This window comes from Halomonas litopenaei (assembly GCF_003045775.1).
In the GTDB taxonomy this organism is placed as follows: Bacteria; Pseudomonadota; Gammaproteobacteria; order Pseudomonadales; family Halomonadaceae; genus Halomonas; species Halomonas litopenaei.
Genome location: NZ_PXNS01000007.1, coordinates 162,646 through 186,582 on the forward strand (window position 1 = coordinate 162,646; position 23,937 = coordinate 186,582).

Below are 23,937 nucleotides of genomic sequence, written 5' to 3' on the forward strand. Positions count from 1 at the left end.
TCCTCAGCTTCCACAGACGTCACTGGACACACAAAGCCGCCTGCCTTCTCTGGCAGAGGTGTAGACAGCCTCTTCGATGTTCATGTTGGCGAGATAGTCAGACGCGGTATTTGCCAACCTCGACCGCCCCATCAAGCCATCCACCACATGGCGGCTGAACCGATAGACGCAGTCCCCGCCAAAACCGTGATCCACCCACTCATAGTCGATATCCTGCCACAGATTCTCCCCGTGCCTTCTGTAACCCAGGGTGCCATCGCCTCTCAGCACCAGCACACCCTCGCTTCCTTCGATGGTCATTTCGCCCATGGTCAGCCGCCGGTTTTCGGCGCAATGATCGGACAGGCGGTTGCCATCCAGAACGGCGCGAACCCCACCGGCACACTCCATGATGACATGCCCCGCATCCTCACCGGAGATAGCAGGGTTGAGGCGCCTCAGTTCGGCATAGACAGCGGACACCTCGCCGAAGAGATAGCGAAAAGTGTCGATCCAATGTATCCCGGTCTCGTGGATCAGAAACCGCTCCATCTTCTGAAAGTACGGCTGCCTCTCCAGATAGGCCTGCGGCCCCTGTCCATCTCCAGGGCGCAGCCGGAACGTCGCCTGATAGATCTGTCCCAGCCTGCCCGCGGCGATCTGCCGCTGAATCTCCTCGTACCAGGGCTGAAACCGGACGTTTTCATGAACGATCAGTTCAATCCCGGCTTGCTCGGCCAGGGCGACGGCTTGGCGCGCCTCCTCCAGGCTTTTGCAGAACGGCTTCTGGCAGATCACGTTCACCCCGCGCTCCGCCGCCAGGCGGATCAAGGCCAGGTGTGAAGAGGGCGGCGTGATGATATCCAGCACGTCGGCGCGCGCTTCCTCCAGCATCGCCAGGACATCCGAGTAGACCTCCCAGCCCCCATGACGCTTGGCCACCTCCCGAGCACGAGAGGTGTCCTGATCACACACGCCCACCACCTGAACCTCGGGGATGCGTGACCAGGCGTCATATTGAAACTGGCTGAAGTATCCGGCGCCAACCGCCGCCACCCTTAGCTTTTCCATCAACAACCTACCTCCTGCGACCTGCCATTGTGAGCGGCGCACCACCCAACCATCAAAAGCTACTGGATCGGAAGCTCGACCAGCTGGGCCATGACCGCCTCGAACACCGCGGTCGTACCGGCATCCCCGCCCAGCTCGCAGGTCACCAGGGTGCCAGTGGCAAAGGCAGCGTCCACGGCCCCTCGCAGCAACTTGCCTGCCTTCAGCGCCGGCTCACAGTCGTGCTTCTCTCCCAGCCACTCCAGCATCATCACACCGGACAGCACCATGGCCGTTGGATTGGCGAGGCCCTTGCCAGCGATATCCGGCGCACTGCCATGGCATGGCTGAAAGACCGCGTGATCATCGCCGATGTCTGCGGAAGGCGCGTAACCCATGCCACCGATCAGACCGGCGCCCAGGTCGGACAGTATGTCGCCGAACATGTTCTCGGTGACCATCACGTCGAGATCCCAGGGCCTGGTGACCATGTTGAGCGCCGCCGCGTCCACGTACATGTGGTCGCAGTCGAGCTGCGGATGCGCCTCGGCCCGCTCGTCGAAGATCTTGCGGAAGAAGGCAAAGGACTTGAACACATTGGCCTTGTCGACACAGGTCACCCTGCCCTTCCCCCCCTGGGCCTGGCGGCTTTGGCCCAGCGCCAGGGTGAAGTCGAACAGTCGCTGACTCACATCCCGGGTGATGACCAGGGTATCGCGCGCTTCCTCGTCGCCCTTGATCTCGCCCCTGCCGTGAGACGCAAACAGGCCCTCGGTGGATTCCCGCACGATCACGAAGTCGAGTTCGTGGGCGCTGGGGTTATTGAGCATCGGCTGAAGCCCGGCGATGGTGCGCACCGGCCTGACCCCGGCGTACAGGCCGAAACGGAAGCGGAAGTCGATCTGTGGCGAGATCTCGGTGCCATCCGGATAGCGAACGTCCGGCAGCCCCATGGCACCCAGCAGGATCGCATCGGCTTCGTCGGCACGCTTCAACGAGGCCTCGGGAAGCGACTCCCCTGTATCCCTGAAGTGGGCGGCACCGGCAGGCAGCTCCTCGAAGCTCGCCGATACGCCCCCGACCCGCGCCATGGCTGCCTCCAGCAGCGTGACGCACGGCTTCATGATTTCCTGGCCAATGCCGTCACCGGGAAAGACAGCGATGGAAAAGTGGGTCTTGTTGGTCATTTGACAGCCTCTCGCTATTGTTGGTTGTTACTTGAAGAAGTCAGGCATCGGCGCCGGCGAGTGCCGAACGCAATCGGGTCAAGGGAGCACGCCAATGTATCGGCGCCACGCCGCGCACTGGCGCCTGAAACGAGGCAAGGCGGTCCCCCAGCAGGCAGCCAAGGTAAGCCCGATCGAGGTCGCTGCCGCCAAATGCCAGGCTCGATACGTGACCGAGTCGACGACTGACGACGCCATCCAGGTGAGGGCGACCCATCCGACCGGCGTCAAACGCCTCCTCCACTTGCTTGAGATAGGCCTTGTCGCTGTCTTCCAGCACGACACTCTGCTCCCCGGTCGGCGAGACCCGGATGACCCGATTGCTGACGATACTGGTGATCCAGGCCCCGCCTTCGACATCGAAGGTCACCCCATCGGGGAAGGTGCCAGGGCCGAACTCGCAGACAGTCTGGCGCTCGCCGAGTCGTCCCTTTTCCTCCACGGAAAAACGGCTCAGCCGGCGGGCAAAGGTTTCATTGACGTAAAGCCACCGGCCATCGGGGTGCAGGGCACACTCGTTGGTGTAACCCAGGCCATCGGCGACGATTCTGGCGTCACTGCCATCGGCGTTGGCCAGAGCAATAAAACCGTCGGCCACCGCCGCGCTGTACCCCTTGGCGCGGGGCTGCTGACGGGTACTGACGGTAATCCAGAGGCGACCGGCGCCGTCTCGATGAACGAAGTTGGTGGGAGGCAGGGCGACACCGTCGATCTCGGTCACCAATGGCTCCAGGGCGCCGTCGACGTGCAGCCGGAAGACGCCCCCCTGGTCTTCGCCCAGGTGGGTCGCGATCACACCGCCGTCGTCTTCCAGAGCAATACCGTTGGGACGAAGCTGGAAGCCCTGCTGGTTCGACAGGATGCGAAGGGCCGGCGCGCGATCTGCATGACGGAAGATCGCCACGCCACCGCTGTCGGTCCAGTCTGCGGTCATCAGCAGGCCACTAGAATGTGTCAGCACGCATTCGGGCCGACTCAAGTCGCCACCGCTATAGTTCAGCGCTTCGAGTTCGATCATGTTGTTCCTGGGGCTCGTTGTTCAGTTCTTGCGTTGGTCAGTCTTCTTGTTGTTCCGGGATTTCGATGTTCCGAGGGACCGTTTCCGTGGCCCTTTCACCAGCGTTTGACGACCAACTCGTTAACGTATACATTAACACATGCACAAAGCCGGTCAAGACCAGACCGCGTCAGCCACCCGGGCGACCGGCACAACAACAAGCGACGAGGAAGCCAAATGAAACGTCATGTCACGCCAGCAATCGCCCTGCTCATGGGTCTCTCCTTTCAAGCAGCCGCCGCGGACTACCCCGAACGCGACATCACCAATGTGGTCGTGTGGTCGGCCGGCGGCGGCACCGATGTCGCAAACCGGGTCGTCAGCGCAGAAATGAATGCCTTCCTTCCCAGGCGCATCAACGTGGTCAACAAACCGGGCGGTGTCGCCGGCTCCATCGGCATGAGCCATGTCAGCAACCAGCCTGCCGACGGCTATACGTTGGCAGGTCTGTCCGAATCGAATGTCGCCGCGGCGGTCCAGGGCGGCTGGGAAAATACCTTCGACAGCTGGTACCCCTTCATCATCGGGGGATCGCCGGATCTGATCTCCGTGGGCAGCAATTCGTCCTATACCAGCCTGGAAGAACTGGTGGAGGCGGCCTCCAGCGGCGACGTCACCATCAAGGCAGCCGCGGGGGGCTCGGGCTCCGTTCATCACCTCAATCTGCTCGCCTTCGAGAAAGGCACGGGGGCAGACCTCAACTTCATTCCCTACCCGGGTTCCGCGCCGGGCCAGAACGCCGCCATCACGGGTGAAGTCAGCGTGGTCATCACCTCTCTTGCCGAGCAGCAGCAACTGATTGCGGCCAATCGACTTCGGCCCCTGGCGGTGTTGACCGATAGCCCGGTCGACATCGAGGGAACCGGTGAAATCCCCTCTGCCTTCGACAGCTATCCGCAGTTGAAGGAATATCTGCCTATTCGACAGACCATCGGTTTTGCCGTCCGCGACGATGCCCCGGAGGAGGTCAAGGAGACCCTTGAACAGGCGTTCGAGCAGGCACTGGAAACCGACGCGGTAAAACAGTGGGCAGAGGACAACTACTTCCAGTTGTCCGGCAAGACGGGAGAAGAAGCTTCGGAGGAATTCTCTCGGCTCGAGTCCCTCTTCTCATGGACGCTGTATGACCTGGAGTCTGCTTCCATCAATCCGGAGGAATTGAATATTCCAAGGCCCTGATCGCGACTTCTTCGTTCCCGATAACCGAAGGCCCGGAGGCAATCGTTGCCTCCGGGCATTTTCCGGGCCACGTCAATACCTCGTAGAACATCAGGTTCACTGGACACATCATGGTTGACAGCAAACAGCTCCCTGAACCCGAGAATCAGGCAGGCGCCGCTTTCTCGGGGAACGACGAACTCATCCAGCGGCGACGCCGCGATTTCTTCACGAGCCTGGCACTGCTGCTGCTGGCATTCGCCATGCTCGCAAAATCCCTCACCTTCCCCATGACCGACAGCTACGGCGGTGTCACCAACGCCTGGTACGTTTCCCCCGCGCTGTTCCCTCTGTCGATCGCCGTTACCCTGGGGTTGGTGTCGCTGCTGTTGCTGCGACGCGCCATCCTCGATGGCGGCGCCAGACGTAGAGAGAGCGCCTCGAAGGGCCGATCGAAGGCGTCGTTTCCAGCTTCTGCATCCTGTCGTGTGGCCGTGATCATGGCCTTTATCGGTCTGTACGTTTACTCGTTCGTCCCCAGCGTCGATTTTGCACTGGCCAGCGCCCTCTTCCTCTTTCTCTTCATCACACCTTTCTATATCGAAAAGGTGGCTCTCATTCCCCTGACACTGGTCGGCGCCGTCATCGCTTGCGTGCTCATCACACTACTGAGCCATCGGCCCACATCTCAGCAGTACGCCCTGGATCTGGTAGCTATCGCCACGCTTCTGACAGTCGCCACCATCGCCTGGTGGTTGCTGCGCCATTCGCCTAGCGAATGCAGGAAACTGCGCACCGTCGTGCTGGTCAGCATTGCCGTTCCCCTGGTGCTGGTACCGATCTTCCGTTTCTTCCTGCTGGTACCACTCCCGGTGGAAGGTCTGGTGATAGACACCATGCAAGCCCTCGTCAGCCGCCTGACGGCCCAAGGTTAAGGAGACACTCGCATGGACTTTATCGCGCAGCTTTCGGTATTCGCGCATGCCATCTGGCAGATCCTTACCAACCCCGCCATGGTGGCGCTACTGCTGGGGTCGAGCTTCCTGGGTATCATCTTCGGGGCGCTTCCCGGCCTGACCGCGACGCTCGGGGTCGCCCTGCTGACCACGCTGACCTATTCGATGGACCTTCAGACCGCACTGATCTCGCTGATCGCCATGTACGTGGGGGCGGTGTACGGTGGGTCCTACCCGGCCATTCTCATCAATATCCCCGGCACCGCAGCAGGCGCCGCAACCGCCATGGACGGCTACCCCATGGCCCAACGGGGGGAAGGCGGCAAGGCGCTCGGCATGACCACCACCGCGTCCTTTATCGGCACCCTGATCGGCATGGTCGCGCTGATCGCCCTGGCACCGCTGATCTCCGAGGCTGCGCTGCAGTTCACGTCCTATGAATTCTTTCTTCTGGCGCTCTTCGGCATCATCATCAGCGGCACCCTGACGAGCAAGGACCTGGTCTACAAGGGATGGATCGCCGGACTGCTGGGCCTTGCGCTATCGACGATCGGTCGCGACCAGCTTCAGTTCTTCCCCAGGTTCACCTTCGGCCTGCCGGAGCTGGACGGTGGCATCGAGGTCGTTCCGGTGTTGATTGGCGCCTTTGCCATCCCGCAGATCATTCGTACCCTGCGCGACAGGGTAGCCCTCGGCAGTCCTCAGCCCGTCAAGCGCGTCCTACCCGAATTCCGTGCGGTCTTCCGCAATCTGCGCCACGTCATCCGTTCGGCGTTCATCGGCGTGGGTATCGGTGCCGTCCCCGGCGTCGGCGAGGATATCGCCGGCTGGGTGTCCTACGGCACCGCCCAGAACTCCTCTGCCCACCCTGAACGCTTCGGCAAGGGCGAACCTGCCGGCCTGGTCTCGTCGGAAACGGCCAACAATGCCTGTATTGGTGGTGCGCTCATTCCTCTGACGACCCTAGGCATTCCAGGTAGCCCGCCGGCGGTGATGCTGCTTGGCGCGTTGATGCTGCACGGCCTGAACCCGGGTCCGATGATCGCCATCACCCAGCCCAACTTCCTGGTCGAGCTTACCGCCATCATCGCCCTCGCCTCCCTGGCCATGTGGATCAACGGCATGTTTCTGGCCAAGCACGTCATCAAGGTGCTGCGGGTACCCTCGTCAATCTTTCTGCCGATTGTCGCGGTGCTGTCGGTCATCGGGTCCTACGCGCTGGGCCTCAGCCTGCTGAATCTTTACCTGATGGTGCCGATCGGCATCGCCGCCTACGTCCTGGGAGAGATGGACTATCCGATTTCGCCTCTGGTCATCGGCGTCATTCTGGGCCCGATGGCGGACGAAAACCTGCGCCGCGCCCTGATGGTGTCCGAGGGCAGCCTGATGGGGTTCTTCGAACGACCGGTGTCACTACTGCTGATCGCCGTGATCGTGCTGACCATCGCGTCTCAGATCCCGGCCTGGAAGCGCTATCGCAGCCGCCTTTGGAAAAAATTCAGAGGGCGTGCGCTAGCAGGCAAGCCAGCGCATGGCGCCGACGACCATCAGTAGCGTCACATCGACAAGGAGACGGGTGTCGGCACCGAGCTGCCGACACCAACGCTCATCCGCCCCGCTCTCATCAGTCACCGCTCTCATTCACCCCAGACAGGAGACATTCACCGTGCACGCCGTCATCGTCAGTTTTACCCCGCAGCAAGGGTGTGCCGATCGCCTCGAGGCACTACTGCTGCGCCAAGCCTCGGATAGCCTGGAAAAGGAACGTCACTGCCAGCGCTTCGATGTGGTTCGACTACGGAACGAGAACACCTTCGTCCTCTACGAGCTCTACCGGGACCAAGACGCCTTCAGATGGCATCTGGACACCGACCACTTTCATGCCTTCGATCAGAAGAGCGCACCGCTGGTGGCGGAGAAGAAGGTCCTTCAAGGAGACCTGCGCCAGGCTTGACGCAACCTGGATCTGCGAGCACACCAACCCTACAGCCACCCCATGGCCTGCATCGCCTGATTGGCAGGCACCAGCACGTAGCGTACGCACACAAACCCCACCAGGCTGAGTGCGAGGGTATAGGGTGCGGCCATCCACACCATGCGGCCGTAGGAAAGGCGAATCAGCGGTGCCACCGCCGAGGTCAGCAGAAACAGGAAGGCAGCCTGGCCATTGGGCATCGCCACCGACGGCAGGTTGGTGCCGCAGGCCACCGCCACGGCCAGCAGGTCGAACTGCTCGGCGCCGATGCGCGCAGCGCTTAAGGCCGAGTGGATTTCGCTGATGTAGACGGTGCCGACGAAGACGTTGTCCGAGACCATCGACAGCAGACCATTGGTCACGTACACCAGGCCCAGCTGCTCACTGCCTTGGCGTGACAGCACCAGCTCGATCACCGGTGCAAACAGATCCTGCTCGATGATCACCGCCACCACCGCGAAGAACACCACCAGCAGGGCGGTGAAGGGCAAGGCTTCCTCGAAGGCCTTGCCAAGGGCGTGCTCCTCGGTGACACCGAGAAAGGCGCTTGCCAACACAATGACGGCAAGCCCGATCAGCCCCACCGACGCCTCGTGGCGAGCCAGCGCCACCACCAGCCAGACCAGCACCGCCGCTTGCACCCATAACCTGGCCACCTCGATCAGCGACTGGCCTGCCCGCTCCTGGCGGTCGTGCTCGACCAGGATGGCGCGTACCTTGGCCGGTAGACGCTGGCCGTAACCGAAGCAGCGCAGGCTTTCCACCAGCAGGCAGGTGGCAAGGCCTGCCACCAGCACCGGCAGAGTGACAGGCGCCATACGCAGCACAAATTCGCCAAAGCCCCAGCCAGCCTGCTCGGCGATGATCAGGTTCTGGGGCTCACCGACCATGGTCGTGACACCGCCGAGGGCGGTCCCCATGGCGGCGTGGAGCAGCAGCGAGCGCAGAAAGCGACGATAGTCGATCAGGTCCTGGTGGCTGACCTCGGGGAGCCCGCTATCATCGCTGTGGTCATGATCGTCGTGCTGCCCCTTCATCGACGCCACCCGATGATAGATGGCGTAGAAACCCACCGTCACGCTGATCACCACCGCGATCACCGTCAAGGCGTCCAGAAAGGCGGAGAGCGCTGCCGTCGTCACGCAGAAACACAGCGACAGCAGGCGCTTGGACGTGACGCCGATCAGCAGGCGTGTGAACGCCTTGAGCAACAGCTGCTTCATGAAGGTGATGCCCGCCACCATGAACACCAGCAACAGCAGGACATCCAGGTTGAGCGCCACCTCGTGCATCACACTGTCGGGGCCGGTCATGCCGATGGCCACCGCTTCCAGTGCCAGCAGCCCACCAGGCTGCAACGGATAGCACTTCAGCGCCATGGTCAGGGTGAAGATGAACTCGACCAGCAACAGCCATCCCGCGACGAATCCCCCAGACCAGGCGTAGACCAGCGGATTGATCACAAGGCAGACCAGGATGGCGGTCTTGTACCAGTCCGGCGAGGGACCGATAAAGTTGCGAAAGAAGGCATGGGGCAGTGTCGTCACCATCGACCGGCTCCTTGTCGATACGGCGGCGTTTCAGTATGCCGGTGAAAAGCGGCGCAATCCGCGTGACTGCGTCAACAAACCGCCCTGAACCAACGGAGTATCGGCTTGTCACGCCTACCACACCGGGCTAGCGTGAAAGACGCCACCACACCGATGAGGAATCGCCTGTGAAATGGGCTCGCACCAGCCGTGACAAGATGCACCATCACGCCGATACCATCGGCAACCTGCTCGTGGAAGGCTTTCACTACCTGGGACTCTTCGTCATCGGCGGGATGATCGCCTGGGCCTCGGTGGTCGCCTTCCTCGACATGCTGACCAGTGGCCACGCCAGCGTCGACGACATCCTGCTGCTGTTCATCTATCTTGAGCTGGGCGCCATGGTGGGCATCTACTTCAAGACCAATCACCTGCCGATTCGCTTCCTGTTGTACGTCGCCATCACCGCCCTGACCCGCTACCTGATCGGTGACATTTCCCACCACCCCAAGCCCGACGCCGGTCTCTTGTACCTGTGCGGCGGCATCTTCCTGCTGGCCCTGTCCGTGCTGGCGGTGCGCTTCGCCTCCTACAAGTACCCCTCCAGCAAGCCCATCGACGCCCTCGGCAAGGTGGTCAACAAGACCAACAGCGATCTGTAGGGCGCCCGGGACCAGCGCCCCTGCCCTCGCCCACGTTCACGCCCACGTTCACGTTCAGGTTCACAACTACAGCGACGACAACAGCCCCCGCCAGCCAGCATCGAAAGATACCGGTTGGCGGGGGCTGGGTGTTTACGCGAAGGCTGAAGACCGGAACCAGGTTCCCGTCAGGACTCTATCAGGACTCTATCAGGACTTGTCGGGGGCACCCCGGACCACGTCCCACTGGGGCTGACCCTGCTCGATCAGCACACGCTCGCCGTCGGGGGCCTGCTCCAGACGCGCCACCTGACGCACGCCGTCATACTCCCAGGCCACGTCGTAGCCCAGGGTCTTTTCACGGGTGTCGTTGACGGTGTGGCACCGCTGTTCGGTGGTGGTATAGGTCTGGCCGGCCTCGACCCGACGCTGCACTTCGCGTCCGGCGAAGCCACCGCCGATGGCACCGGCCACGGTGGCGATCTTGCGGCCGCTGCCACCGCCAATCTGGTTGCCCACCAGGCCACCGACCACCGCACCGGCAGCGCTGCCCAGAATACTGTGCGGGTCCCGGGTCGGCGCCTGGCGTGTCACCTGAACGTTCTCGCAGACCTCTCGCGGCGTGGAGACGGTCTCGGTGACCGGCGTGACGGCGGTAATATCGGCGAACTGCGGCCCCTGGGGCGCCTGCTGCACCTGCCAGGCGCCAAATGCCAGGCCACCAAGGCCAAAGACCGCGAGGGTGGAACCGACGATGATCGACTTGCTCATGCTGTTCTCCTTGCTCCGCCAGGGCGCTCGCTTAGCGTGCGAGAGGCGCCACGGCAGATGTCTTGGCGATGTGATGACACTATCCTAGCCGTTATCGAACAGCGTTCGAAGAACCATGGAGCCACTTGCAAGTTGTTTGTGAGGCTGTCGCAACTCACCGACAAAGGTGCCCCCAATCGGCGACGATGGGCGCTGCTGCCCTCGCCTCTTATGCCATTGGCACACCCCTGCCCACACATCACAACGCCTCGCTGCCGGAGGCAGCGAGGCGTTGGGCGAGACGCGACAATGGGGCTCACAAGCCGGGAGCGCGGGCCACGAAGCATCCCGCTGCCATTGGCTTGCCCGCACTTGTCTGTGACACCGACCAGCGGCTAGATACCCAGCTTGTCCCGGGTCTGGTAGTACCAGGCGCCGATGGCGGACAGCGGCACCCTGAGCATGCGGCCGCCAGGGAACGGCAGGTGCGGCAGGCCGGCGAAGGCATCGAAGCGCTCGTCACGGCCTGTCATCACCTCGCTGATCAGGCGACCGGCCAGGTGGGTGCAGGTCACGCCGTGGCCGGAGTAGCCCTGGGCGTAGTAGACGTTGTCATTGATCACCCCGAACTGGGGCAGTCGGTTGAGGGTCATCAGGAAGGTCCCGCTCCAGGCGTAGTCCACCTTGACCGTCTTGAGCATCGGGAAGGTCTTTTCCATCTTGGGACGAATGACCGCCTCGATGTCCTGGGGGTCCTCGCCGCCGTAGTTGACTCCCCCGCCGTAGATCAGGCGGTTGTCGCGGGTCAGGCGGAAATAGTCGAGCAGATAGTTGCAGTCTTCCACCGCCATGTTGTTGGGCAGAAGCTCCCGGGCCAGATCCTCGCCGAGCGGCTCGGTGGTGATGATCTGGGTACCGCAGGGCATCGACTTGGCCTCGAGCTCCGGCATCACGCCGCTCATGTAGGCGTTACCCGCCATCACCACACGCTCGGCGCGAACGCTGCCGTTGCGGCTCTTCAGTACCACCGGCTGGCCGTGTACCAGCGACTCCACCGGGCTCTGCTCGAAGATCACACCGCCCAGGGATTCCAGCGCCGCCGCCTGGCCCAGCACCAGGTTGAGCGGATGCAGGTGACCGCCGGAGTGGTCCACCAGGGCGCCGGTGTAGCGATCGCTGCCCACCTCGCGGCGACAGGCGTCGCCTTCCAACAGCTCCAGCCCGTCGTGGCCGTAGCGCTGCCACAGCGCCTGATGCTCGCGCAGCCCCTTGAGCTGGCGCTCGTTGCAGGCGGCGAACAGGTTGCCTTCACGCAGGTCGCACTGGATGTCGTAGCGGGCGATGCGCTCACGGATGATGCGATTGCCCTCGAAGGCCATGTCGCCGAGGGCACGCGCGGTGTCGGCGCCGTACTTGTCCTCGATCACGTCCATGTCGCGGCTGTAGCTGTTGACGATCTGACCGCCGTTGCGGCCCGAGGCGCCGTAACCGACCCTGGCCGCCTCCAGTACCACCACCTTGAGCCCCTGCTCCGCCAGATGGAGCGCGGCGGAGATGCCGGTGAAGCCGGCCCCGACCACGCAGACATCACAGCTTACCTCTCCCTCGAGGGCCGGGCGCTGGGGTGAGGCATTGGCCGAGGCGGCATACCAGGACGCGGCATGCTGGACCTCGGTGGCCCCTCCACGGGGATCGGTAGCGGTGGAACGGCTGGACATGACGGACTCCCAAAGTGGTTATTTTATTCAACACTAGATCGCATTCTACGCGGCGAAAGGAGACATCTTCAAGATAAAGACATGGAATAATCACCACCACGCACCGACGCCATAGCCCCACAACGCAGCGAGCCAGGCACCTGGCCTGGCTCGCTGATGGTGCATCATGCCACCGTCTCGGGCTTGCGCCACCGTCTCGGGATCGCGCCACCTTCTCAGGCCTACGCCACTCTCTGAGCTTCGCGCCACCTTCTCAGGCTTGCGCCACCCCGGGACGTCCTCCAAAGCGGCGGCTCACACCCGCAACAGCAGGTGCTCACGCTCCCAGGACGAAATCACCTGAAAGTACTCACGGTGCTCGGCCCGCTTTACCGCCAGGTAGCTGTTGGTAAAGCGCTCGCCGAGGATACCCGCCAGGGCGTCACACTCGTGCAGCAGGTCCAGCGCCGGTCCGATATCGTCGGGCAGCTTGTTGCCGCCGGACCAGGCCGAGCCGACCATGGGCGGGCGGGGCTCCACCTGGCCGAGCATGCCGAGGTAGCCACAGGCGAGTGACGCCGCCATGACCAGGTAGGGATTGGCGTCGGCACCGGCCAGTCGGTTCTCGACCCGGGTGGCCTCGGGCCCGGAGACCGGCACGCGCAGGCCCACGGTACGGTTGTCCATGCCCCACTCGACGTTGATCGGCGCCGAGCCCGAGGTCTCGGTACGCAGCAGCCGCCGGTAGGAGTTGACGTTGGGGGCCAGCAGCGGCATCGCCGAGGGCAGGTAGCGCTGCAGGCCGCCGATGAAGTGGTGGAACAGACGGCTGGGCTGGCCATCCTCGCCGGCAAACAGATTTCGTCCGCTGGCCGGGTCGATCAGGCTCTGGTGAATGTGCATCGAGCTGCCCGGCTCGTTGGCCATGGGTTTGGCCATGAAGGTGCCGTACATGCCGTGGCGCAACGCGGTCTCGCGCAGCACCCGCTTGAACAGCACCACCTGGTCGGCCAGCGCCAGCGGATCACCGTGCTGGAAGTTGACCTCCATCTGCCCGGCGCCCTCTTCGTGGATCAGGGTATCCAGATCCAGATTCATCGCCTCGCAGTAGTCGTACATCTCCTCGAACAGCGGATCGAACTCGTTGACCGCATCGATGGAGAAACTCTGGCGACTGCTTTCCTGGCGACCAGTGCGCCCCACCGGCGGCTCCAGCGGGTAGTCGGAGTCGGTGTTGGTCTTGACCAGGAAGAACTCCACCTCCGGTGCCACCACCGGAACCCAGCCACGTGCCTGGTACAGCTCCAGCACCCGCTTGAGCACATAGCGCGGCGCCAGCTCCACCGGCTCGCCGCTCAGATAGTGGCAGTCGTGGATGATCTGGGCGGTGGGGTCGTCGGCCCAGGGCACCAGGAAGACGGCGTTGGGGTCAGGCACCAGCTCCATGTCCCGCTCGGCAGGATTCCAGAAGCGGATGTCGTCATCGTCGGGATAGCCCCCGGTGACGGTCTGGATAAAGATGGAGTCCGGCAGGCGCGGTCGTCCGCCGTTGAGGTACTTGCCCGCGGGCATGATCTTGCCCTTGAGGATGCCGGTAAGGTCGGTGACCAGGCACTCGACCTCGGTGATGCCGTACTGCTTGAACCAGTCGCTGAGCGCTGGGCTTTCCTGGCGGTTACTCATGAGAGTGTTCCGTTACGTGAGTGTCTCACTCGGTGGCCGAGCCCCGACGTCGCCGGGGCTCTTTCCTTGCAGGGCGGCCCGGGGCTCATCAACGCCCCTGGGCCAATCCCTTCACCGAGCCTTTACCTCTGACCACAGTTGCTGAAAGGTCTGCAGTTGCTGACCGGACAGGCTGGGGGTGAAGACAAGCCGCGCCATGTCCTCTTCGCTGGGCTGGGTCGGCGGCTGGGTCAGCACCTCGTCGAGATGCGGACGCGCCGCCTCGTTGGGGCTGGCGTAGTAGTTGTAGTTCGACAGCTGGGCACCGATCTCGGCGTCCAGGATGAAGTCGATGAACTTGTGCGCGAGCTCCGGGTTGGGTGCCTCGGAGGGGATGACCATGGAGTCGACCCACATCTCGGCGCCTTCGTCGGGAATCACGAAGTCCAGATGTTCGAAGGTCTCCGGGTCCTCATCCTTGAAGTACAGGTAGTCGCCGTTGAAGGACATGCCCACGTGGGTGACGCCCCGGGCCAGCTGCTGCAGGGTCGGTGTGCCGTCGGTGAAGCCCGAGAAGTTGTCGCGATTCTTGGTCTCGATCAGCAGTCTAGCGGCATTCTTCAGGTCATCCAGGCCGCTGCAGTCGAAGCTCGCGCCCAGGTAGGCGCAGGCGCTGCCGGTGGCGACCTGGCCGTCCTGGATCATCGAGAACGGATAGTCGCCGTTGACCTCGGGGTCGAACAGCAGCGACCAGCTCTTGGGCGCATCGGGGAAGGTCTCGGTGTTGTAGACAAGGCCCGTGGTGCCCCACTGGTAGGCGGCGGAGTACTCGGCACCGGGATCGAAGCTCGGATCCTTGAACTGCGCCATCAGGTTGTCGAAGTTCGGAATCTGCGAGCGGTCGAGCTTCTGGATCAGGCCGGTCTCGATCATCCGCGGAATGTAGTAGTTCGACGGCACCACGATGTCGTACTGGGAGGTGCCACCGGCATTGAGCTTGGCGATCATCTCCGGGTTCGAGTTGAAGTAGTTGGTCACCACCTCGACGTCATACTTTTCCTCGAAGGCCTCGATGATCTCGGGGTCCATGTACTCGGTCCAGTTGAACAGGTACAGCTTGCCCTCTTCAGCCTGGGCGACGCCTGCGAGCATGGCGGCGGCCACGGCGAGGCCCAGGGCGCTGCGAGTCTTGTTGAGCATCGTTGCTTTCTCCTTGTATTGCTTGGTCTTGTCTGGGTACGTCAGGTGTTGATCGATCTGTTCCGAGATCGCCTCTGTGTCCGCCGATGGCACAGGCGTCATGCCTTGCGCCGATTGACGACGAGGCTTGCCAGGGCGGCCAGCGCCACCGCCGCGATCATCAGTGTGGCGATGGCGTTGATCTCCGGTGACACCCCCTTCTTGATCGCGCCCCAGATATAGATCGGCAGGGTCGCGCTCTCCGGGCCGGAGGTGAAGAAGCTGATGACGAAGTCATCCACCGACAGGGTAAAGGAGAGGAAGAAGGCCGATATCAACGCCGGCTTGATGGTCGGCAGCATGAAGTGCACCACTCGCTTAAAGGGCGAGGCATAGAGGTCCTTGGCCGCCTCGAACAGGGACGGATCCAGACCCACGAAGCGCGAGTAGACGATCAGCGCGACGAACGGAATCTGGAAGGTGACGTGGGCGATGATCATGGTGCCCAGCCCCGGCCCCAGGAGCCCGGTCAGCTCATTCACCTTGACGAAGAAGGCCATCTCCGAGATACCGAAAACGATATCCGGCAGCACGATGGGCAGATAGATCAGCACGATCAGCCAGCCCAGCTTGCGGTGACGGTGGCGATACATGCCATAACCGATCAAGCAGCCGATCACCAGGGCGATCAGCGAGGACGTCAGCGCCAGCACCAGGGTGTTGCCGAAGGCGCTCATGATCTGGTCATTGGCGAACAGCTGGTGGTACCAGCGCAGCGACAGTCCGGTCATGCTGGCCGCGCTGTTGGCGGCGTTGAAGGAGAACAGCACCACCACCGCCAGCGGCAGGTAAAGAAACACCAGGGTCAGCCACCAGAAGGCACTCAGACCTCGCTTGAGTGTGCGCTTTCTCATATCACCACCTCCTCACCGCCGCCGAGTCGCTTGCCGATCCGGCGCATGGCATAGAGTCCGGCGAAGGTCGCCAGCAGCATCAGGATGGCGCCGGCGGCGCCCAGCGGCCAGTTCGACCCACCGGAGAACTGGTTGGCCACCAGATTGCCGAGCATCAACGCCTTGCCGCCGCCCAGCAGTTCCGGAATCACGTACATGCCGAAGGCCGGAATCGCCACCAGCACGATCCCGGCGAGCAGCCCCGGCAAGGTCTGGGGAAAGACCGCGTGCCAGAACGCCTTCACCGGGGTGGCGTAGAGGTCCTGGGCGGCCTCCACCTGGGCGGTGTCGAGCTTCTCGAAGGCGGCGTACAGCGGCAGCACCATGAACGGCAGGAAGTTGTAGACCAGCCCCAGGGTCACCGCGAAGTTGGACGGATACAGCCCCATGTTGGGGGCGATCAATCCCAGCGACTCGGCGACGCTGGAAAGCGGCGTCCCCGGCGCCAGCAGGTTCATCCAGCCGAAGGTGCGGATGACCTGATTGGTCCAGGACGGCACCACCACCAGCAGCAGCATGATCGGCCGCCATTTCGCCCGGCAGGTGGTGATGTAGTAGGCGATCGGATAGGCCACGATAACGACCAGGCCGGTCGCCACCAGGGTCTGCCACAGCGACCTCAACAGGGTGTAGAGGTTGCCCGGGCTCCAGCCCAGAAAACCGAAGCCGGCAAGCTGCTTGAACGAATCGAGCGACAGCGGCATCTGCGGCAGGCCATAGGGCCCGTTGGTCATGAAGGCCACGCCCATCAGGTAGGCGCTGGGCAGCACCAGAAAGACGATGATCCAGGCCGCGCCGGGTGTCACGGTAAAGAGAAGATGGCGCGCTTCTCTGACCATGCCCTGGCTGCGTCCGAGGACAGCGGTATCGGTCATGACATGCCCCCTCAGTTGGCCACGGTGACGAGGTCTTCCGGGGCGACCACCAGGGTCACCTCGTCGCCGACCTCGGGCAGTCGGCGCCCGCGATTGTTGATGGTGGCCTGCAGGGTGGTGTCACCGACCGCGAGACGGAACTCGGCGTGGCTACCACGATAGAGCCGTTCGGTGATCCGCCCGGCCAGGTGGTTCACCCCCTGATGACGTCCCAGACGCACGTCCAGCGTCTCGGGGCGAATCAGCAACAGCTCACCGCCTCCCTGCTGTGGCGTGTCGAGATCGGGCTCGAGCTCCAGCTCGCCAAGCTCGGTGGTCACGCGCTGGCCCTGGCGGGCGCTGATCGGATAGAGGTTGGCATGGCCCATGAAACGGGCGACAAAGGCATTGACCGGGCGCTCGTAGACCTCCCGAGGTGGCCCCACCTGCTGGATGGTCCCGCCATTGAGCACGGCGATGCGATCGGACATCACCATGGCCTCGTCCTGATCATGGGTCACGAAGACGAAGGTCATGCCCAGGCGCTTCTGTACCCTCAGCAATTCGACCTGTAGCTGGCTGCGAAGGCCAGCGTCGAGCGCCGACAGCGGCTCGTCCAGCAGCAGCACGTCGGGCTCGCAGACCAGCGCCCGGGCCAGCGCGATGCGCTGACGCTGTCCGCCGGAGAGCTGATCGATGCGCCGATCGATCAGATCGCCCAACTGGATGAACTCGGCGATGCGCTCGACCCGTGCCTCGCGCTCGGCACGATCGACACCGCGCATCTTGAGGCCGAAGGCCAGGTTGTCGCGCACCGACAGATGGGGAAACAGCGCGTAGGACTGAAACACGGTATTGACGCTGCGATGGTGCGGCGCCACCTCGGTGACGTCGCGCTCACCGATGGTCAGGCGTCCCTGGTCGGCGTCTTCCAGACCCGCCAGGATGCGCAGCAGCGTGGTCTTGCCACAGCCCGATGGGCCCAGCAGGGTAAAGAACTCGCCGGCCTCGATGGTCAGGTCGACGCCATCGAGTGCCACCGTACTGGCGCCGAAGCGCTTGTGCAGGCCCTGCATATGGATCGCGGAGGCGGTCCGCTCGGAGCCGGCGGCATCGACGCCCGAGCGTGCGCCATCATGGGGCTCATCCCGGCGCTGTGAGTGGCGCTCGGCGGTGGAGGTCTCGGTCATAGGGGCATTCCTCGTCGTTGTCGGCAGCTCACAGCCGATCGCGAAGCTTGTAGAAGTGGGTGGCCAGCAGCAACAGCGGTGTTCTCAACAGGCGACCGCCGGGGAAGCGACGATGGGGCATGGCGGCAAAGACGTCGAAGCGCTCGCTCTGCCCGGCGATGGTCTCGGCCAGCAACTTGCCGGCCAGTCCCGCCATGGCCATGCCATGACCGGAGTAGCCTTGCGCATAGTAGAGGTTGGCGGCCAGTCTGCCGAAGTCCGGGGCGCGATTGAGCGTGATGGCCACGTCACCGCCCCAGCGGTAGGCGATCTCGACATCGTCGAGCACCTTGAACAGGCGCCGGATCTTGCCGTCGATGCGCGCCTCGAGCCCCTTGGGCGGGCGCCCGTCGTAGCTGACTTCACCGCCATAGATCAGTCGTCGATCCGCCGACAGCCGATAGTAGTCGAGCACAAAATTGGCATCGGCCAGGGCGTCATTCTTCGGCAGCACCTGGGCCGCATGCTGCTCGCTCATCGGCTCGGTGGCGATCATGTAGTTGGCGCAGCGCATGATGCGCCCGCGCATCTCCGGCAACAGGTCGATGCCGTAGGCGTTGGTCGCCACCACCACGCTATCGGCGGTGACCTCTCCGCCGGCGGTCTTCACCCGTGCAGGCTCGCCTTTGGTCACCGCGGTGACCGGGCTGTGCGAGTGGAAGATAGCCCCCGCCTGCTGGGCGGCCCTGGCCAGGCCGAGGGTATAGTTGAGCGGATGCAGATGCCCGCCCTCGGCCTCCCACAGGGCCGCCGGGTAGGCGTCGGTGACCACATGTTCGCGCAGCGACTGCCCTTCGCGCCATTCCAGCGCCTGGTAGTCGTACTTGTGCGCCATGGTCTCCTGGAAGGCGCGCAACTCGCGCACATGGCGCGGCTTGACCGCCGCGTGCAGGTAGCCCCAGGCAAGGTCGCAGGGAATGGCGTGACGCTCGACCAGCTGTGCAGTCAGGCGCACCGCTTCGCGGCTCATTTCCCAGATATCGCGGGCCGCCGACAGGCCAAGCGCCTGTTCCACGGTGTCCATGTCGGTACCGAGCCCGGGCAGGATCTGGCCGCCGCTGCGACCGGAGGCGCCATGGCCGACGTCATGGGCTTCCAGCACCACCACCTTGTAGCCTTGCTCGGCCAGATGCAGCGCCGCCGAACAGCCCGTCACCCCGGCCCCGATCACGCAGACGTCAGCGCGAACGTCGCCCTCTAGCCTGGGTGTCGGCAACAGCTCGACCCGGACGGAATCGCGGTACCAGGAGGCGGCCTCGGACGTGGAGGAATCTGTCATAGAGAGTCCGTATTGGTTGCGCAATGCGCTTGTTGTTATTGAATCTCGCACCTTCGCATGAAGGTGACACCGACAGTGTGCCACTTTCTCGCCACCAGGCGTCAAGTATCCAATAACACTAAATTCCTGACTTCAACGTCAGCGATTCGATACCTAAAGCGGCTGACGCACCAACATCAACACTTCACGTCATGCATCCCGCTCGATGGAAGTCGCCTTGGCGACGCTCACGCTTCGAACGTAAGCCGGCGCGCCCGGAAGCGCTCGAATCCAAGATGCCAGACGTGGAAAACTCAACGCGGAGCAACGACAGAGCGTCAGTCTCTCGTTTCATCGCCAAGAGTATAAGCGAGACATCATGTCAGCGAAGCGAAGACGTTGGCGGTTTGATCAAAGATCCAGGAGGCGCCATCAGTCGCCTGATACACCCGCATCGCTCTTCCCCAGCGCCGCCAGAAAGGCTTCCAGCACCCGATGCGGGCGGCGGTCACGGCGGGTGATGGCGACGAACGGCGTCTCGTAGGCGGCACTCTCGGAGCACAGCTCGCGCAGTCGTCCCTGCGCGACCCAGAGATTGGCGTGGTGATCCGGCAGATAGCCGATGTAGGCCCCGGTCAGGATAAGAAAGGCCGCGCCTTCCCGGTCGGACGCGGTGGCGCTGGGCTTGAGCCCGACATGGCGCTCACGGCCGGCTTCCGACAGCGGATAGGACGGTACCACTGCGTCCCACTGCCCCAGCGCCTGCCACCCGCCCAGCGCCTCCAGCGCCGTCGATGGCTCGGCAAACAGCGGATGCCCCCGGCCACAGTAAAGCCCGGAGCGTTCGCTGTAGAGCGCCTGGCTATCGACGCTGGCAGGCAGGTTGACCGCAGGAACGACACCGACATGCAGGCGTCCGTCGAGCACCCCGCGGGCGATCTCGCCGGGAGGGTCCATGTGCATGTTGATGCGCACCTCTGGGCCCTGGGCCTTGAGGCTTGCCAGGGCATGGGTGATACGCATCTCGGGTGAGCTGACCAGGGTATCGGTGATGCCGATATTGAGTTCGCCGCGCAGGCTGTGGTGCAGCGCATTGACCTCGGTGCGAAAGGCTTCCAGTCCCGACAGCAGACGACGTGCCCCTTCCAGCACCTCCCGTCCTTCCTCGGTCAGGGCGAAGCCGCCCCGCCCCCGCCGACAAAGCTTGAGCCCCAGGCGCTTTTCCAGGTCGCCCATATGCAGGCTGATGGCCGAACGACTGATGCCAAGCTCGTTCTCGGCAGCGGAAAATCCACCGCACTCAGCCACCGCCTTGAACACCCGCAATAGACGAATATCGAAGTCGGTGACCGGGCTCTGCCGGCTCACGCGCTTGCTCCGCCGGACCGCCCTCGGTCTGCGCAGGCAGGACAGCGTGGATCGCGCCCCAGCCGATAGTGACGCCATTCACCACTCAGGCCGTCGAAGGTGGCAAGCCCCCGGTGGGGCGTGCCGGCCCCGGACAACAGCTTGACCGCCTCCAGCGCCTGGAAGCAGCCGATCAGCCCCACCAGCGGCGAGATGACGCCACTCTCGGCGCAGGACAGGGCCTCGTCACCTTGGTCATCGGGCGGATACAGGCAGGCGTAGCAGGGGCTCGTCTCATCGCGCGGGTCGAACACCGCCAACTGCCCGGAAAAGCGGATCGCAGCGCCGGAGACCAGCGGCACCCCGGCGGCGACGCTGGCGGCATTGATGGCGTAGCGGCTGGAAAAGCGATCGGTGCAGTCGAGGATGACGTCCGCCTCCCGCGCCGCCTGAACCAACCCCTCGGCGTCCAGATGGCGCTCGATGGCGCTGACCCGGCAGCTTGCATTGAGGGCGATGGCAGAGTCGGCGGCCGACAGGGCCTTGTTGCGTCCCAGGTCCTGCTCCTGGTGGGCGATCTGGCGCTGCAGGTTGGAGATCTCGACCACATCGGCGTCGGCGATGGTCAGCTGTCCGACTCCGGCGGCGGCCAGGTACAGCGCCACCGGCGAGCCCAGGCCACCGGCACCAACGATCAGTGCGCGCGACGCCAGCAGGCGCTCCTGGCCGTCGATGTCCACCTGGGGAAGCATGATCTGTCGGCTGTAGCGCAGCAGGTCCTGGTCATTCATGAAAACTCACTTGTCCTCGAACTCTTCGATATCCGGCACGTGCAGGGCGAAATCTTCCTTCACTTCTTCCATCACCACGTAGCTCTTCGATTCCTTGACCCCGGGCAGGGTCAGCACCACGTCGCCAAGTAGCTGACGATAGGCGGACATCTCGGGAATTCTGCACTTGAGAATATAGTCGAACTGCCCGGACACCAGGTGGCACTCCTGGATCTGCGGCAGCTTCGACACGGCTCGACGGAACTCGTCAAACACCGCCGGAGACTGGGTCTCCAGGCTGATCTCGACGAACACCAGCAGATTGGCCTTGAGCATGCGCGGGTTGAGGATCGCCTTGTAGCCACGGATCACCCCGGAGCGCTCGAGGCGCTTGACGCGTTCCAGACACGGCGTGGTGGACAAGCCCACCTGGGCGGCGAGATCCACATAGGACACCCGGGCGTTTTCCTGCAGGCAACGCAGAATCTTCAGATCGATACGGTCGAGGGAGCGGTTCTTGGTTTTCATTGTGGTCCTGAACGCTGGTCTGACGGCGAGGGGCACGCAGGGAAAGAATCGACCAAAAAGGCCTGGTCGCAAAGCATTTCACGACAATCTCTCGCGCCCAATCGCTTGGTGGCAAAACATTTTACTGATAATCAGTATCACATGCCCCCAACAGACTCCAGTCCCGGCTTCAACGTTGCATGCCCCACTGCCCCAGCGTCACCCGAGGGTGGCCCCCCAGGTCATGCACGCTGTCGCAGCGAACATAGCCCAGCGCTTCAAGATGCTCTCGCACCCGCTCGGCCTGCTCGTAGCCGTGTTCCATCAACAGCCAGCCGCCCGGCCGGAGGAAGCTCCGGGCGCGTTCGGCGATGGCAAACAGATCGGCCAGGCCATGGTCGGCGGCCACCAGCGCCGAGCTTGGCTCGAAGCGCACATCGCCCTGCCCCAGATGAGGATCCTGCGGGTCGATATAGGGCGGGTTGGCCACGATCAGGTCGAAGCGCTCGTCATCGAGCGCATCGAACCAGTCGCTCTGGCGAAATCGTACCGCCAGACCATGTCGCTCGGCGTTGCGCCGCGCCAGCGCCACCGCCTCAGGGGACAGATCGACGCCCTCGACCCGCCAGCCGGGGCGCTCGCTGGCAAACGCCAGGGCGATGGCGCCGGTGCCGGTGCCCAGGTCGAGCAAGGCGCCGGTGTGGGCGTCGCTCCTGGCATCGGGCTTGGTATCGGCCCGGGCCAGCGCGGCCTCCACCAGGGTCTCGGTGTCGGGGCGGGGAATCAGGGTGCTAGGCGAGGTCGCCAGGGCCAGCCCCCAGAATTCGCGTTCACCGGTCAGGTAGGCCACCGGCATGCCCTGGGCACGCGCCGCCACCCAGGCCTCGAAGCGGGCCCGGGCCAGCGTCGCCATGGGCTTGTCGCCCCAGGTGTAGAGCCAGGTGCGGTCGACCTTCATCGCCGCCATGGCCAGCACCTCGGCGTCGAGTCGCGGCGTCGGGCTGCCAGCGGCCTCGAGGCGGCGGGTCGCCCGGGCGATCAGCACATCACAGCGCATCAGCCGTCCTGTTGCAGAGCGGCGAGCTGCTCCGCCTGGTACTCGTGGATCAGCGGGTCGATGACCTCGTCGAGGCCGTCGCCGGTGACCACCTCGTTGAGCTTGTACAGGGTCAGGTTGATGCGATGGTCGGTGATCCGCCCCTGGGGGAAGTTGTAGGTACGTATGCGCTCGCTGCGATCGCCGGAGCCCACCAGCGAGCGACGAGCGTCGGCCTGTTCCTGGCGCTGGCTGTCCTGGGCCGACTGCTTTAGCCGCGCCGCCAGCAGCGACATCGCCTTGGCCCGGTTCTTGTGCTGACTGCGCTCTTCCTGACACTCCACCACCACACCGCTGGGCAGGTGGGTGATGCGGATTGCCGAGTCGGTGGTGTTGACGTGCTGACCGCCGGCGCCGCTGGAGCGAAAGGTGTCCACCCGCAGGTCGGCCGGGTTGATGTCGATGTCACTGACCTCGTCGGCCTCGGGCATCACCGCCACGGTGCAGGCCGAGGTATGGATGCGGCCCTGGGATTCGGTGGCGGGAACCCGCTGAACGCGATGGGCACCGGACTCGAACTTGAGCCGGGCGTAGACGCCCTCGCCCTTCACCCGAGAGATGATCTCCTTGTAGCCGCCCTGCTCGCCGTGGCTGGCACTGACCACCTCGACCTTCCAGCCATGGTTCTCGGCGTAGCGCGAGTACATGCGAAACAGGTCGCCGGCGAACAGCGCCGCTTCGTCACCGCCGGTTCCCGCGCGCACCTCGAGAAAGACGTTACGCCCATCATCGGGATCCTTGGGCACCAGCAGACGCTTGAGTTCGACCTCCAGCTCCTCGAGCTTGGCCACGCCCTCCTCGCGCTCCATCTGGGCGAGCTCGCGCATGTCGGCGTCGGCGTCCTCGGCCATCTGCTCTGCGGTGGCCACGTCTTCCTCGACGCCACGATAGCGGCGCCAGGCGTCGACAAGCGACTCGAGCTCAGCGTATTCGCGGGAGTAGTCGCGAAAACGTGGCTGATCGCTGATCACGTCGGGCTCCGACAACAGGGCAGAGAGTTCCTCGAAGCGGTCGACGAAGGCATCGAGGCGCTCACGCAGAGAAGCTTTCATCGGCAAATCCTT

22 protein-coding genes are annotated in these 23,937 nt (G+C 63.8%); 5 read left to right on the forward strand and 17 right to left on the reverse strand.

Annotation, left to right across the window (positions count from 1 at the left end; translation table 11 throughout):
* Positions 1–3 precede the first annotated feature (3 nt).
* Genes C6W88_RS14020 through C6W88_RS14030 form a run of 3 tightly spaced genes read right to left on the reverse strand, consistent with a single transcriptional unit; the run spans position 4 to position 3,273 of the window.
* Entirely contained in the window at positions 4–1,050 is a 1,047-nt protein-coding gene (locus C6W88_RS14020) for a Gfo/Idh/MocA family protein (RefSeq protein ID WP_108132899.1), read from the reverse strand.
* Positions 1,051–1,109: 59 nt separating this feature from the next.
* Positions 1,110–2,216, reverse strand: a complete 1,107-nt coding sequence (locus C6W88_RS14025; protein WP_108132900.1) for an isocitrate/isopropylmalate dehydrogenase family protein — start codon at positions 2,214–2,216, stop codon at positions 1,110–1,112.
* 40 nt (positions 2,217–2,256) lie between these two features.
* The gene (locus C6W88_RS14030; protein WP_108132901.1) at positions 2,257–3,273 is read right to left on the reverse strand and encodes an SMP-30/gluconolactonase/LRE family protein; all 1,017 of its coding nucleotides are present in this window, start codon (positions 3,271–3,273) and stop codon (positions 2,257–2,259) included.
* A gap of 216 nt (positions 3,274–3,489) precedes the next feature.
* Between C6W88_RS14030 and C6W88_RS14035 the strand changes: the two genes are divergently transcribed.
* From C6W88_RS14035 to C6W88_RS14050, 4 genes are all read left to right on the forward strand, one after another.
* Positions 3,490–4,491 carry a tripartite tricarboxylate transporter substrate binding protein gene (locus C6W88_RS14035; protein ID WP_108132902.1) on the forward strand — a complete coding sequence of 334 codons (1,002 nt, stop codon included), beginning with the start codon at positions 3,490–3,492 and terminating at the stop codon, positions 4,489–4,491.
* 110 nt (positions 4,492–4,601) lie between these two features.
* Positions 4,602–5,405 carry a tripartite tricarboxylate transporter TctB family protein gene (locus C6W88_RS14040; RefSeq protein WP_108132903.1) on the forward strand — a complete coding sequence of 268 codons (804 nt, stop codon included), beginning with the start codon at positions 4,602–4,604 and terminating at the stop codon, positions 5,403–5,405.
* A 12-nt stretch (positions 5,406–5,417) separates the two neighbouring features.
* On the forward strand, positions 5,418–6,980 hold the full coding sequence (locus tag C6W88_RS14045) for a tripartite tricarboxylate transporter permease (protein ID WP_108132904.1): 1,563 nt from the start codon (positions 5,418–5,420) through the stop codon (positions 6,978–6,980).
* A 112-nt stretch (positions 6,981–7,092) separates the two neighbouring features.
* Positions 7,093–7,380 carry a putative quinol monooxygenase gene (locus tag C6W88_RS14050; protein ID WP_162816462.1) on the forward strand — a complete coding sequence of 96 codons (288 nt, stop codon included), beginning with the start codon at positions 7,093–7,095 and terminating at the stop codon, positions 7,378–7,380.
* Between the two features lie 29 nt (positions 7,381–7,409).
* Here C6W88_RS14050 and nhaB read toward each other — a convergent pair whose 3' ends face one another.
* Positions 7,410–8,951, reverse strand: a complete 1,542-nt coding sequence (nhaB, locus tag C6W88_RS14055) for a sodium/proton antiporter NhaB (RefSeq protein ID WP_108132906.1) — start codon at positions 8,949–8,951, stop codon at positions 7,410–7,412.
* A 167-nt stretch (positions 8,952–9,118) separates the two neighbouring features.
* Here nhaB and C6W88_RS14060 point away from each other — a divergent pair, with 167 nt between their 5' ends.
* Positions 9,119–9,592 (forward strand): phosphate-starvation-inducible protein PsiE, encoded by a 474-nt coding sequence (locus C6W88_RS14060; protein WP_197037120.1) that lies wholly within the window; start codon positions 9,119–9,121, stop codon positions 9,590–9,592.
* A 189-nt stretch (positions 9,593–9,781) separates the two neighbouring features.
* On the opposite strand, the gene C6W88_RS14065 is transcribed toward C6W88_RS14060, so the two are convergent.
* The 13 genes from C6W88_RS14065 to prfA all read right to left on the reverse strand — a co-directional run bounded on the left by C6W88_RS14065 (position 9,782) and on the right by prfA (position 23,925).
* On the reverse strand, positions 9,782–10,342 hold the full coding sequence (locus C6W88_RS14065) for a glycine zipper 2TM domain-containing protein (RefSeq protein ID WP_045995242.1): 561 nt from the start codon (positions 10,340–10,342) through the stop codon (positions 9,782–9,784).
* Positions 10,343–10,716: 374 nt separating this feature from the next.
* Entirely contained in the window at positions 10,717–12,039 is a 1,323-nt protein-coding gene (locus tag C6W88_RS14070; RefSeq protein ID WP_108132907.1) for an NAD(P)/FAD-dependent oxidoreductase, read from the reverse strand.
* Between the two features lie 294 nt (positions 12,040–12,333).
* Positions 12,334–13,701, reverse strand: a complete 1,368-nt coding sequence (locus C6W88_RS14075) for a glutamine synthetase family protein (RefSeq protein ID WP_045995153.1) — start codon at positions 13,699–13,701, stop codon at positions 12,334–12,336.
* 111 nt (positions 13,702–13,812) lie between these two features.
* Positions 13,813–14,880, reverse strand: coding sequence for an ABC transporter substrate-binding protein (locus C6W88_RS14080; RefSeq protein ID WP_052704559.1), 1,068 nt, complete (start codon positions 14,878–14,880; stop codon positions 13,813–13,815).
* A gap of 98 nt (positions 14,881–14,978) precedes the next feature.
* Positions 14,979–15,773: an ABC transporter permease gene (locus C6W88_RS14085; RefSeq protein ID WP_108132908.1), complete on the reverse strand. Its 795-nt coding sequence runs from the start codon at positions 15,771–15,773 to the stop codon at positions 14,979–14,981.
* Positions 15,770–16,687, reverse strand: coding sequence for an ABC transporter permease (locus tag C6W88_RS14090; RefSeq protein ID WP_052704560.1), 918 nt, complete (start codon positions 16,685–16,687; stop codon positions 15,770–15,772). Before C6W88_RS14090 ends, C6W88_RS14085 begins: the two co-directional genes overlap by 4 nt.
* A gap of 11 nt (positions 16,688–16,698) precedes the next feature.
* Positions 16,699–17,856 (reverse strand): ABC transporter ATP-binding protein, encoded by a 1,158-nt coding sequence (locus C6W88_RS14095; RefSeq protein ID WP_108132909.1) that lies wholly within the window; start codon positions 17,854–17,856, stop codon positions 16,699–16,701.
* Between the two features lie 28 nt (positions 17,857–17,884).
* A complete protein-coding gene (locus C6W88_RS14100) occupies positions 17,885–19,174 on the reverse strand; it encodes an NAD(P)/FAD-dependent oxidoreductase (protein WP_108132910.1) in 1,290 nt (429 codons plus the stop codon).
* 411 nt (positions 19,175–19,585) lie between these two features.
* Entirely contained in the window at positions 19,586–20,521 is a 936-nt protein-coding gene (locus tag C6W88_RS14105; RefSeq protein WP_231498652.1) for a LysR family transcriptional regulator, read from the reverse strand.
* Positions 20,518–21,291 carry a HesA/MoeB/ThiF family protein gene (locus tag C6W88_RS14110; protein WP_108132912.1) on the reverse strand — a complete coding sequence of 258 codons (774 nt, stop codon included), beginning with the start codon at positions 21,289–21,291 and terminating at the stop codon, positions 20,518–20,520. Before C6W88_RS14110 ends, C6W88_RS14105 begins: the two co-directional genes overlap by 4 nt.
* Positions 21,292–21,297: 6 nt before the next feature.
* Complete coding sequence (locus C6W88_RS14115) at positions 21,298–21,798, reverse strand: Lrp/AsnC ligand binding domain-containing protein (protein WP_045995158.1); 501 nt, start codon at positions 21,796–21,798, stop codon at positions 21,298–21,300.
* 169 nt (positions 21,799–21,967) lie between these two features.
* Positions 21,968–22,834, reverse strand: a complete 867-nt coding sequence (gene prmC / locus C6W88_RS14120; RefSeq protein WP_108132913.1) for a peptide chain release factor N(5)-glutamine methyltransferase — start codon at positions 22,832–22,834, stop codon at positions 21,968–21,970.
* Entirely contained in the window at positions 22,834–23,925 is a 1,092-nt protein-coding gene (gene prfA, locus C6W88_RS14125; RefSeq protein WP_108132914.1) for a peptide chain release factor 1, read from the reverse strand. Before prfA ends, prmC begins: the two co-directional genes overlap by 1 nt.
* Positions 23,926–23,937 lie beyond the last annotated feature (12 nt).

Bases quoted from the DNA above. Each gene is read 5' to 3' on its own strand.
- C6W88_RS14020 (WP_108132899.1), bottom strand. From the start codon at position 1,050: ATGGAAAAGCTAAGGGTGGCGGCGGTTGGCGCCGGATACTTCAGCCAG.
- C6W88_RS14025 (WP_108132900.1), bottom strand. From the start codon at position 2,216: ATGACCAACAAGACCCACTTTTCCATCGCTGTCTTTCCCGGTGACGGC.
- C6W88_RS14030 (WP_108132901.1), bottom strand. From the start codon at position 3,273: ATGATCGAACTCGAAGCGCTGAACTATAGCGGTGGCGACTTGAGTCGG.
- C6W88_RS14035 (WP_108132902.1), top strand. From the start codon at position 3,490: ATGAAACGTCATGTCACGCCAGCAATCGCCCTGCTCATGGGTCTCTCC.
- C6W88_RS14040 (WP_108132903.1), top strand. From the start codon at position 4,602: ATGGTTGACAGCAAACAGCTCCCTGAACCCGAGAATCAGGCAGGCGCC.
- C6W88_RS14045 (WP_108132904.1), top strand. From the start codon at position 5,418: ATGGACTTTATCGCGCAGCTTTCGGTATTCGCGCATGCCATCTGGCAG.
- nhaB (WP_108132906.1), bottom strand. From the start codon at position 8,951: ATGGTGACGACACTGCCCCATGCCTTCTTTCGCAACTTTATCGGTCCC.
- C6W88_RS14065 (WP_045995242.1), bottom strand. From the start codon at position 10,342: ATGAGCAAGTCGATCATCGTCGGTTCCACCCTCGCGGTCTTTGGCCTT.
- C6W88_RS14070 (WP_108132907.1), bottom strand. From the start codon at position 12,039: ATGTCCAGCCGTTCCACCGCTACCGATCCCCGTGGAGGGGCCACCGAG.
- C6W88_RS14075 (WP_045995153.1), bottom strand. From the start codon at position 13,701: ATGAGTAACCGCCAGGAAAGCCCAGCGCTCAGCGACTGGTTCAAGCAG.
- C6W88_RS14080 (WP_052704559.1), bottom strand. From the start codon at position 14,880: ATGCTCAACAAGACTCGCAGCGCCCTGGGCCTCGCCGTGGCCGCCGCC.
- C6W88_RS14085 (WP_108132908.1), bottom strand. From the start codon at position 15,773: ATGAGAAAGCGCACACTCAAGCGAGGTCTGAGTGCCTTCTGGTGGCTG.
- C6W88_RS14090 (WP_052704560.1), bottom strand. From the start codon at position 16,687: ATGACCGATACCGCTGTCCTCGGACGCAGCCAGGGCATGGTCAGAGAA.
- C6W88_RS14095 (WP_108132909.1), bottom strand. From the start codon at position 17,856: ATGACCGAGACCTCCACCGCCGAGCGCCACTCACAGCGCCGGGATGAG.
- C6W88_RS14100 (WP_108132910.1), bottom strand. From the start codon at position 19,174: ATGACAGATTCCTCCACGTCCGAGGCCGCCTCCTGGTACCGCGATTCC.
- C6W88_RS14110 (WP_108132912.1), bottom strand. From the start codon at position 21,291: ATGAATGACCAGGACCTGCTGCGCTACAGCCGACAGATCATGCTTCCC.
- C6W88_RS14115 (WP_045995158.1), bottom strand. From the start codon at position 21,798: ATGAAAACCAAGAACCGCTCCCTCGACCGTATCGATCTGAAGATTCTG.
- prmC (WP_108132913.1), bottom strand. From the start codon at position 22,834: ATGCGCTGTGATGTGCTGATCGCCCGGGCGACCCGCCGCCTCGAGGCC.
- prfA (WP_108132914.1), bottom strand. From the start codon at position 23,925: ATGAAAGCTTCTCTGCGTGAGCGCCTCGATGCCTTCGTCGACCGCTTC.